Annotated in this window: 10 protein-coding genes and 1 pseudogene; 8 read left to right on the top strand and 3 right to left on the bottom strand. The window is 62.2% G+C overall.

The window, feature by feature from the left end:
* A pseudogene (locus HX786_RS32130) lies at positions 1-143 on the top strand (MFS transporter); the annotation flags it as partial.
* A 4-nt stretch (positions 144-147) separates the two neighbouring features.
* On the opposite strand, the gene nhaR reads toward HX786_RS32130, so the two are convergent.
* Positions 148-1,050, bottom strand: coding sequence for a transcriptional activator NhaR (gene nhaR, locus HX786_RS31160; RefSeq protein WP_003211241.1), 903 nt, complete (start codon positions 1,048-1,050; stop codon positions 148-150).
* Positions 1,051-1,184: 134 nt separating this feature from the next.
* Between nhaR and HX786_RS31155 the strand changes: the two genes are divergently transcribed.
* From HX786_RS31155 to mnmH, 4 genes are all read left to right on the top strand, one after another.
* Positions 1,185-1,448: a hypothetical protein gene (locus HX786_RS31155; RefSeq protein WP_023658942.1), complete on the top strand. Its 264-nt coding sequence runs from the start codon at positions 1,185-1,187 to the stop codon at positions 1,446-1,448.
* A 28-nt stretch (positions 1,449-1,476) separates the two neighbouring features.
* Positions 1,477-2,223, top strand: a complete 747-nt coding sequence (locus HX786_RS31150) for a TerC family protein (RefSeq protein WP_178913058.1) — start codon at positions 1,477-1,479, stop codon at positions 2,221-2,223.
* Positions 2,224-2,307: 84 nt separating this feature from the next.
* Complete coding sequence (selD, locus tag HX786_RS31145; RefSeq protein WP_003211248.1) at positions 2,308-3,342, top strand: selenide, water dikinase SelD; 1,035 nt, start codon at positions 2,308-2,310, stop codon at positions 3,340-3,342.
* On the top strand, positions 3,342-4,445 hold the full coding sequence (gene mnmH, locus HX786_RS31140; protein WP_102604856.1) for a tRNA 2-selenouridine(34) synthase MnmH: 1,104 nt from the start codon (positions 3,342-3,344) through the stop codon (positions 4,443-4,445). Before selD ends, mnmH begins: the two co-directional genes overlap by 1 nt.
* 129 nt (positions 4,446-4,574) lie before the next feature.
* Here the strand turns inward: mnmH and HX786_RS31135 are convergent, their stop codons facing one another.
* Together HX786_RS31135 and HX786_RS31130 are read right to left on the bottom strand one after the other, a co-directional pair.
* A complete protein-coding gene (locus HX786_RS31135) occupies positions 4,575-5,630 on the bottom strand; it encodes a permease (protein ID WP_003211251.1) in 1,056 nt (351 codons plus the stop codon).
* Positions 5,631-5,805: 175 nt separating this feature from the next.
* Positions 5,806-6,507: a histidine phosphatase family protein gene (locus HX786_RS31130; protein WP_177009759.1), complete on the bottom strand. Its 702-nt coding sequence runs from the start codon at positions 6,505-6,507 to the stop codon at positions 5,806-5,808.
* A 217-nt stretch (positions 6,508-6,724) separates the two neighbouring features.
* On the opposite strand from HX786_RS31130, the gene HX786_RS31125 reads away from it, so the two are divergent.
* The 3 genes from HX786_RS31125 (at position 6,725) to hemB (ending at position 9,372) form a co-directional block, all read left to right on the top strand.
* Positions 6,725-7,423: a glutathione S-transferase N-terminal domain-containing protein gene (locus HX786_RS31125; protein ID WP_008435902.1), complete on the top strand. Its 699-nt coding sequence runs from the start codon at positions 6,725-6,727 to the stop codon at positions 7,421-7,423.
* A gap of 8 nt (positions 7,424-7,431) precedes the next feature.
* Positions 7,432-8,274 carry a PhzF family phenazine biosynthesis protein gene (locus HX786_RS31120; RefSeq protein ID WP_177021653.1) on the top strand — a complete coding sequence of 281 codons (843 nt, stop codon included), beginning with the start codon at positions 7,432-7,434 and terminating at the stop codon, positions 8,272-8,274.
* Between the two features lie 123 nt (positions 8,275-8,397).
* The gene (gene hemB, locus HX786_RS31115; RefSeq protein ID WP_003211635.1) at positions 8,398-9,372 is read left to right on the top strand and encodes a porphobilinogen synthase; all 975 of its coding nucleotides are present in this window, start codon (positions 8,398-8,400) and stop codon (positions 9,370-9,372) included.
* Positions 9,373-9,450: the final 78 nt, after the last annotated feature.

Below are 9,450 nucleotides of genomic sequence, written 5' to 3'. Positions count from 1 at the left end.
GCCTGGGGGCGCTGGTGGGCGGGCACGTGATCGACACCCTGGGCCTGGGCAGCCTCGGGTTTGCCGCGGCGGGCTTTATCCTGTTGTCGATCCTGCTGGCGCTGTGGCTGATGACCGCCAAGACCCGCGCCGTCTGCGCCTGAGCCTTCAGGGCAGGGAAGTGAACAGCTCCCGTCTGGCACCTTCGGTAATCGCCACGATGCCGGGGTGCTTGACCTTGCGCTCCACCGAGATTGCATAAAACGATTCGGTCACCGCATCCGTCTGGCCGATCAGCGCCACGCCATACTGGCGCTCCACCTCGTCGGCAATCACGCTCGGCGCGATAAAAATCCCGCTGCCGGATTGGCCAAAGGCCTGCATCAACGCACTGTCGTCAAATTCCCCGACAATCCGTGGCTGGATCTGCTGCTCGGCAAACCAGCGCAGCAAACGGCTGCGCACCACCGTCTCCGCCCCCGGAATCAACAGCGGCGCACCCTGCAGGCATTGTGGGAAATCGCCGCGATGCTGGTCAGCCAATGCCTGGGTTGCGAAAAAGCTGATGCCGCATTCCCCGAGCTTCTGGCTGTAGCCCTTGATGTCCAGGTGCGGCGGCATCGGGCTGTCGGAGATCACCAGGTCCAGGCGCTGGATCGCCAGGTCCGCCAGCAAGCGTTCGAGTTTGTCTTCACGGCAGGTGATGCGGATCGGCTCGCTCAACTCCATGGTTGGCGCAATCAGCCGATAGACGATGGACTTGGGCACCACATCCGCGACGCCAACCCGGAACAGGATCTGCTGCTCATTGGGCTGGGTGCGCAACATCGCTTCAAGCTCATTGCCCAGCTGGAACATCTGCTCGGCATAGGGCAGCGCCTGGCGCCCGGCTTCGGTCAGCTCCAGCTGGCGCCCGACCTTCTGGAACAATGCCACGCCAAAGGTCTGTTCCAGCAGGCTGATCTGCCCGCTGATGGTCTGCGGCGTGAGGTTCAGTTGCTCGCAGGCGCGCACGATGCTGCCGGTCTTGGCGACGACCCAGAAGTAGTGCAGTTGTCGGTAATTGAGCATGGCGGCCAATACTTCGTGAAAACCGAAGTATAAACGAAAAAAATACGAATTTTCCTGAAGTGTTCCCCTGCATAGAATGCGTCGCTATCGAGGGGCCACTACTTGGACCCGACGGTTCTAACGAGGAACGCATCATGAAACTCAATTCCCTGGGCGCAACGGCGTTACTTGGGCTTTCATTAGTCATGCTCAGTGGCTGTGACCAAGCGGAAAAAAGCGCGCAACAACTGCTGGGCAAGGCCACCGAGTCGGCCAAGCAAGTGATTGACGACACCCACCAGGCCGCCGAACAGGCGTTGAGTGACGCGACCAAGGGCTTGATCGCACCGCCGCAAGGCAAGCCGGACAAGCCGGAACAGGAAGACAGCAAGCCTGAGTCCACCTCCCAAGAAACCTGATACCCGCACACAACACCAGGAATGACCTATGGATTACCTTTTACAACTGGCCGCCAGCCCGACCGCGTGGATCGCACTGGCCACCCTGATCGTCATGGAGATCGTGCTGGGGATCGATAACCTGATCTTTATCTCGATTCTCACCAACAAGTTGCCGGTGAAGCACCGGGCCAAGGCCCGCCGCATCGGCATCAGCATGGCATTGATCCTGCGTCTGGGCCTGTTGAGCACCATCGCCTTTATCGTGCAGCTGACCGAGCCGGTCATCGACATCCTGGGGCAGTCGTTCTCCTGGAAAGACATGATCCTGATCGCCGGTGGCCTGTTCCTGGTGTGGAAGGCCACCACCGAGATCCATCACAGCATGGACCCCGAGAAGGAGCATGTGGACACCGGCGCGCCGAGCGTGACCCTGGGCTTCGCCTCGGCGATTGGCCAGATCCTGCTGCTGGACATGGTGTTTTCCATCGACAGCATCATCACCGCCGTGGGCATGACCGAGCACTTGCCGATCATGATCATTGCCGTGGTGGTCTCGGTGATCGTGATGTTGGTGGCGGCCGAGCCGCTGGCCAAGTTCATCAACGACAACCCGACCATCGTGATGTTGGCCCTGGGCTTCCTCATCATGATCGGTATGACGCTGATCGCCGAAGGTTTCGGCGCCCATGTGCCAAAAGGCTATGTGTATGCGGCCATGGCGTTCTCGGCGGCTATCGAATGCCTGAACATGATGCGACGCAACCGGCATAAACGGCTTGCTGGCAAACACTAAGGGCTGAACATAAAGGCCGACTGCATGCAGTCGGCCTTTTGCTGTCTGCTAGAATCCGCCCACTTGACGCCTTGAGGGATACCCATGAACGAGCCGATTCGCCTGACCCAATACAGCCACGGTGCTGGTTGCGGTTGCAAGATCTCACCTCAGGTACTGGAAGTGATCCTCGCCGGCAGTGGCGCACAGAACCTCGACCCCAAGCTCTGGGTAGGCAACGCTTCGCGCGATGACGCGGCGGTGTACGCCATCGACGAGGAGCGCGGCGTGGTGTCCACCACCGACTTTTTCATGCCGATCGTCGATGACCCCTTCGACTTCGGCCGCATTGCCGCCACCAACGCCATCAGCGATATCTATGCGATGGGCGGCGATCCGTTGATGGCCATCGCGATTCTCGGCTGGCCGGTCAACGTGCTGGCTCCGGAGATTGCCCGGGAAGTGATTCGCGGCGGCCGTTCCGTGTGTGACGCTGCCGGGATTCCCCTGGCCGGCGGCCACTCCATCGACGCCCCCGAGCCGATCTTCGGCCTGGCCGTCACCGGGCTGGTGGAGAAGCGCCACATGAAGCGCAACGACACCGCCACCGCCGGTTGCCAGCTGTACCTGACCAAACCCCTGGGCATCGGCATCCTCACCACGGCCGAGAAGAAGGGCAAGCTGCGCGAGGCCGACGTGGGCCTGGCCCGTGACTGGATGTGCACCCTCAACAAACCCGGCAGCCGTTTTGGCAAGCTGGCCGGTGTCACGGCCATGACCGACGTCACCGGTTTCGGCCTGTTGGGCCACCTGGTGGAAATGGCTGACGGCAGCCAATTAACTGCCCGCATCGAATACGAAAAAGTCCCACGCCTGCCCGGGGTTGAGTACTACCTGGAACAGGGCTGCGTCCCCGGCGGCACCTTGCGCAATTTCGACAGCTACGCCAGCAAGCTGGGGCGCCTTAACGAACTGCACAAGCGCGTGCTGTGCGACCCGCAAACCAGCGGCGGGCTGCTGGTGGCGGTCACCCCCGAAGGCAATGCCGAATTCCTCGCCGTGGCGGCGGAGCTGGGCCTGAACCTTGAGCCGATCGGCGAACTGGTTGAGCGACAGACCAACGCGGTAGAGGTGTTCTGATGCCCATCGACATCACCGATTACCGCGATATCTTTCTCAACGACCGGCCGATGATGGATACCCGTGCGCCGATCGAGTTCATCAAGGGCGCGTTTCCCGGGGTGGTCAACCTGCCGTTGATGACCGACGACGAACGCGAACGGGTGGGCACCTGTTACAAGCAGCAAGGCCAGCAGGCGGCCATTGTTCTCGGGCACGAACTGGTGTCCGGGGCGATCAAGGCCGAACGTATCGAACACTGGGCGCGTTTTGCCCAGGCCAATCCGGATGGTCTGCTGTACTGCTTTCGCGGCGGGATGCGTTCGCAGATTGCCCAGCAATGGTTGAAAACCGAGGCGGGTATCGACTATCCGCGAGTGGGCGGTGGCTACAAGGCCATGCGGACTTTCCTGCTCGACACGGTTGAAAGCGCCACCGCGCAATGCGACTTCGTACTGTTGGGCGGCATGACCGGTACCGGCAAGACCGAAGTGCTCGGCCAGTTGAACAACGCCCTGGACCTGGAAGGCCACGCCAACCATCGCGGTTCCAGCTTCGGCAAACGCGCCACGGCGCAACCTTCCAACATCGACTTCGAAAACCGCCTGGCGGTGGACCTGCTGAAAAAGCGTGCCGCCGGTATCGAGCAGTTTGTGGTCGAGGATGAGAGCCGCATGATCGGCAGCTGCGCGCTGCCGTTGCCCCTGCACAAAGGCATGCAGGGCTTCCCGATGGTCTGGCTGGAAGACAGCGTTGAAGGCCGGGTGGAGCGCATCCTGAAGGATTATGTGGTGGACCTCTGCGCCGAGTTTGTCGCGGTGTTTGGCGACACTGGCCAGGAACTGTTTGCCGAGCGCCTGACCCAGAGCCTGGCCAATATCCACAAGCGCCTGGGCGGCGAGCGGTTTGCGCGGTTGCACGCGATCATGCAGGAAGCATTGGCAGAACAAGCCAGCAGCGGCGCGGTGGATTTGCACCGCGGCTGGATTGAAGGGCTGCTGCGTGAGTACTACGACCCGATGTATGCGTTCCAGCGGGAAAGCAAAGGCGCACGCATCGAGTTTGCGGGAGAGCAAGCGGCGGTGGTGGAGTATTTCCGGGACAGGCTCGCTCGGCGTACGTGATTGATTGAGTTTGCCGGCCCCTTCGCGAGCAAGCCCGCTCCCACATTCGACCGCACTCCTACAGGATACACGCGGTCTAATGTGGGAGCGGGCTTGCTCGCGAAAGAGGCCCTCGAGTTCACTCGATCACTACAGGATAAACGCCCCGATCAGCCCACACACCACCCCCATCAGCATCGTCAGCCCGGCCACGGTCACCAGCACCCGCGCATCGAAATCCTTGCGCAGCATCAGCAGCGACGGCAGGCTCACGCTCGGCAGTGTCATCAGCAAGGCCACGGCCGGGCCGGTGCCCATGCCGAGGGTCATCATGGTCTGCACGATGGGGATTTCGGCGGCGGTCGGGATCACGAACAACGTGCCGACAATCGCCAGAGGCACCAGCCACACCAGGCTGTTGGCCATGGCGCCGTCCACGTGGGGAAACAGCCAGACCCGCGCCGCGCCAAGGATCAGCACCGCCAGGATGTACACCGGAATCGTGCTCCAGAACAGCTGCCACAGGGTGCGCAGCCAGCGGGTCAGGAACGGTTCGGTTTCGGCATGGCTGGCCTGGGCCACGGCGTCGAGCGCGGCTTCCGGTACCTGCTCCGGCCGCGCGATGCGTTGCGCCACCAGCGAAACACCCACCACCAGCACGATCCCGGCCACCAACCGCAGCGCAGTAAAGCCCCAGCCCAGCACAAAGCCCATGAACACCAGTGTCGCCGGGTTCAGCACCGGGTTGGCAATCCAGAACGCCAGCGCCGCGCCGACCGAGACTTTCTGCCGACGCATACCGGCCGCCACCGGAGCGGCGCAGCAACTGCACATCATCCCCGGCAGGGCGAACAGCCCGCCACGCAGGGTAGATCCCAGCCCGGCACGGCCAAACAGGCGCAGCAGCCAGTCCCGTGGGATCAGCACCTGCAGCAATGAGCCGAGAATGACCGCCAATACGGCAGCTTTCCAGATCGCCAGGAAATACACCTGGGCATAGGCCAGCGCGGCGGCCAGTGGCGCGCTTTGCTGGTCGTTGAGAATCGAGGCGCCGATGCTGTGGTTGTCTGCCGCGATAAACGCCTTGGCGTAGTAGGGCGACCATTTCACGTAGTAGAGGCCGACGCAGGCCACCAGCAGGAACAGCGCTGGTTTCCACCAGAAGGACCAGCCCCGGGCAGGCTGGGTGGAGGAGAGGTTGGACATGTAGATGATCCGCAGGTGAGTCAATAGCGCAACATCATACGCTGTACAAGGCCGCCTCCGAAGCACTGTGGCGAGGGAGCTTGCTCCCGCTGGAGTGCGAAGCGCTCCCAGAATTTTGGGGCCGCTTCGCAGCCCAGCGGGAGCAAGCTCCCTCGCCACGGGTCTTCGGGGGCGGTCAGATATCGGCGCTGACTTGCGTTGCGTCCGGGCAAGTCTGCTGGCCATTGTCCAGGCCTTGCTTGTAGTTGCGGCTGAGCAGCGAGGCCTTGCCGTTGTGCCAGGTCAGGGTCAACACATACAAGCTATCGAAATCGCTGCCGGACCAATCGTCGGTAATCACATGTTTTTCACCGACGGCCTCGCTTGCCACCTTGTTGATCAAGTCCGGCAGATACCCATGGGACCAGGCAGTGTAGATGACGGCGTTGTGGTATTTGTCTTCCACCAGTTCGTCAGCGAGGGCGCTGGTGTCATTGGCCGAGAACTTGATGTTGACCGGCAACCCGAGCTTGATCGCGCTGGGGCTGATGGTCATCAACGGGCGGATGTAGCTGTAGGAGTTGTCTTTCTCGCCTTCCTCGACATTGCGGGTCGGGTTGGGTGCGAACACGTAGTTGGCCTTGCCGAATTTTTCCGGCAGCACGGTGGCCAGGTTCATCGCACGGTTAAGCCCCTGGCAGTTGAGTTGGCCGAGGCCCCCGGCAGGTTTCTCGCCATGGCGCAGGAACACCAGGGTTTGCACGCCGTCGACCGGCTGGGCGCGGCTGATCCGCGATTCCAGGCTAAGGCCGACCGCGGCGCTCACCAGCAATACCGGCAGCAGGATGTAAGAGTAGCGTTTGAAGCGTTTCGCAAGGCACAGAGGCTTGATGGTCATGATGGTTCTAAGTCTCGGTGCAGGGATTCAGGGCAAGCAAGCCCAGCCATCGGGCGCTCTTTAAGAGTTCCCCAAGGCAGTTTGGTTCGTTTCGCGGGGGAGATGGGGCGGCATCCTTGCCGTGTGCAGGAGATTAACCCGCCGATGTTGCTGAATTAAGACGGATGCACGATAGGCACCGAACCACTACTCTCCTACTTTTATCAGGAGTCCCATGATGAACTCACTTTCAGACTTCCCCATCACCGCCAAATGGCCGGCCCGGCATCCCGAGCGTCTGCAGCTGTATTCGTTGCCCACGCCCAACGGGGTCAAGGTGTCGATCATGCTCGAGGAAATCGGCCTGCCCTACGAGGCGCACAAGGTCAGTTTCGAGACCCAGGACCAGCTTTCCAGCGAGTTCCTGTCGCTGAACCCCAACAACAAGATCCCGGCGATCATCGACCCGAATGGCCCGAGCGGCCAGGCGCTGGGGCTGTTCGAGTCGGGCGCGATCCTGATCTACCTCGCCGAGAAGAGCGGTGAATTGCTTCCCGAAGACCCGGCGATGCGTTACGAGACGATCCAGTGGCTGATGTTCCAGATGGCCGGTATCGGACCGATGTTCGGCCAGGTGGGGTTCTTCAACAAATTCGCCGGCGCGGCCTATGAAGACAAGCGCCCGCGCGATCGCTACGTCGCCGAGTCGCGCCGCTTGCTGGAGGTGCTGGAAAAGCGCCTGTTGGGCCGCACCTGGATCATGGGTGACGAGTACAGCATCGCCGATATCGCCACCTTCCCGTGGGTTCGCAACCTGATCGGCTTCTATGAGTCTGGCGACCTGGTGGGTATTACCGACTTCCCGAACGTACTGCGGGCCCTGGACGGGTTCGTCGCCCGGCCGGCGGTGATCCGTGGCTTGAACATCCCAGCATAAGGACCGGCATGGCTTCTTTCGACTTCAAACAACTGGACGTTTTCAGCAGTGTGGCCGTCAAGGGCAACCCGTTGGCCGTGGTGCTGGGCGCCGACAGCCTGAGCGACCAGCAGATGGCGGATTTCGCCAACTGGACCAACCTCAGCGAAACCACCTTCCTGCTCAAGCCCCGTGATCCACGAGCGGACTACCGCGTAAGGATCTTCACGACCCTCAAGGAGTTGCCGTTTGCCGGCCATCCGACCCTGGGCAGTTGCCATGCCTGGTTGCTGGCCGGTGGCCAACCCGCTGGGGAGGAGATCATCCAGGAGTGTGAGATCGGCCTGGTGCGCATCCGCCGCCAGGGCGATGAACTGGCGTTTATCGCGCCACCGTTGCTGCGTTCCGGCCCGCTAGAAGCTGAATTGGTCGAGCGCGTGCGTCGGGCCCTGGACCTTGAGCCCGGTGCGATTTTGCGCAGCCAGTGGGTGGATAACGGCGCGGGCTGGCTGGCGGTGATGCTGGCGGATCGCGAGCAGGTACTGGCACTGCGGCCTGACTATTCGCAGTTGCAGGGCTTGGCCGTGGGCGTGATCGCCCCGTGGAACCCCGAGCGGGATGGCGATGAGGCGCAGTTTGAGGTGCGGGCCTTTATTGCCGGCGACGGCGCTCCGGAAGATCCGGCCACCGGCAGCCTGAACGCCGGTGTCGCCCAGTGGTTGCTGGGCGAGGGTTTGGCGCCCAGCCGCTATGTGGTCAGCCAGGGCACCGCCATGGGCCGCGCCGGGCGAATCCGCATTGAACACAGCGGCGAGGAAATCTGGGTCGGCGGCGCGGTTGCCGTTTGCATTGAAGGCCGTCTACAGCTCTAGATCAATGCAATTGTTACCAAGCCTGCAATAAACTGTTCCGCACTTGGCGTTTGTGCTCTGCGGTGCACGAGGCATAAGCTTTCGCCCCAAAGATTTTTGGCCTGCCTTTTTTCAGGAGCATCAATGTCCAGCCAGTTCCCCGAAGCCCGTCCACGCCGCCTGCGCCGCTCCCCGGAGTTGCGTGGCCTGTTCCAGGAAAGCGAATTCACCCTCAATGACCTGGTGCTGCCGATCTTCGTTGAAGAAGAAATCGACGACTTCGTGCCGATCACCAGCATGCCCGGGGTGCAGCGCATTCCCGAGTCGAAGCTGGCCGGCGAGATCGAACGCTATGCGAAAGCCGGGATCAAGTCGGTGATGACCTTCGGCGTGTCCCACCACCTGGACGCCTCGGGCAGTGACACCTGGCAAGAGCGTGGCCTGGTGTCGCGCATGTCCTCGATCATCAAGGATGCGGTGCCGGAAATGATCGTGATGTCCGATACCTGTTTCTGCGAATACACCGACCACGGCCATTGCGGCGTGATGCACGGCGCCGAAGTCGACAACGACCGCACCCTGGTCAACCTTGGCAAGCAAGCTGTGGCTGCCGCTCGTGCCGGTGCCGATGTGATCGCGCCGTCTGCCGCGATGGACGGGCAGGTCCAGGCCATTCGCCGGGCCCTGGATGAAGCAGGCTTCAGCCATATCCCGATCATGGCCTATTCCACCAAGTTCGCCTCGGCCCTCTACGGCCCGTTCCGCGAAGCCGGCGGCAGCGCGCTGAAGGGCGATCGCAAGAGCTACCAGATGAACCCGATGAACCGCCGCGAAGCGGTGCGCGAATCGTTGCTGGATGAGCAGGAAGGTGCGGACGCGCTGATGGTCAAGCCGGCCGGCGCGTACCTGGACATCATCCGCGACATCCGCGAAGCCTCGCGTTTGCCGGTGGCGGCGTACCAGGTCAGCGGCGAGTACGCGATGATCAAGTTCGGCGCCCAGGCGGGCGCGATCGACGAAGCCCGCGTAGTGCGGGAAACCCTGGGCTCGATCAAGCGCGCCGGTGCGGACTTGATCTTCACCTACTTCGCGATGGACCTGGCACTCGCCGGGATCTAATTAACCTGTGGCGAGGGAGCTTGCTCCCGCTGGGGCGCGCAGCGGCCCTGAAAATGGGCCTGCTGCGCAGTCCAGCGG

Origin of the sequence: Pseudomonas sp. 21615526 (assembly GCF_013386245.1) — a bacterium.
In the GTDB taxonomy this organism is placed as follows: Bacteria; Pseudomonadota; Gammaproteobacteria; order Pseudomonadales; family Pseudomonadaceae; genus Aquipseudomonas.
The sequence above is the reverse complement of the archived record's forward strand: the minus strand, read 5'-3'. Positions and strand labels throughout refer to the sequence as shown.

Coding starts and splice junctions, on each gene's coding strand:
- HX786_RS31155 (WP_023658942.1), top strand. CDS start 1,185: ATGAAACTCAATTCCCTGGGCGCAACGGCGTTACTTGGGCTTTCATTA.
- mnmH (WP_102604856.1), top strand. CDS start 3,342: ATGCCCATCGACATCACCGATTACCGCGATATCTTTCTCAACGACCGG.
- hemB (WP_003211635.1), top strand. CDS start 8,398: ATGTCCAGCCAGTTCCCCGAAGCCCGTCCACGCCGCCTGCGCCGCTCC.
- HX786_RS31125 (WP_008435902.1), top strand. CDS start 6,725: ATGAACTCACTTTCAGACTTCCCCATCACCGCCAAATGGCCGGCCCGG.
- HX786_RS31150 (WP_178913058.1), top strand. CDS start 1,477: ATGGATTACCTTTTACAACTGGCCGCCAGCCCGACCGCGTGGATCGCA.
- selD (WP_003211248.1), top strand. CDS start 2,308: ATGAACGAGCCGATTCGCCTGACCCAATACAGCCACGGTGCTGGTTGC.
- nhaR (WP_003211241.1), bottom strand. CDS start 1,050: ATGCTCAATTACCGACAACTGCACTACTTCTGGGTCGTCGCCAAGACC.
- HX786_RS31130 (WP_177009759.1), bottom strand. CDS start 6,507: ATGACCATCAAGCCTCTGTGCCTTGCGAAACGCTTCAAACGCTACTCT.
- HX786_RS31120 (WP_177021653.1), top strand. CDS start 7,432: ATGGCTTCTTTCGACTTCAAACAACTGGACGTTTTCAGCAGTGTGGCC.
- HX786_RS31135 (WP_003211251.1), bottom strand. CDS start 5,630: ATGTCCAACCTCTCCTCCACCCAGCCTGCCCGGGGCTGGTCCTTCTGG.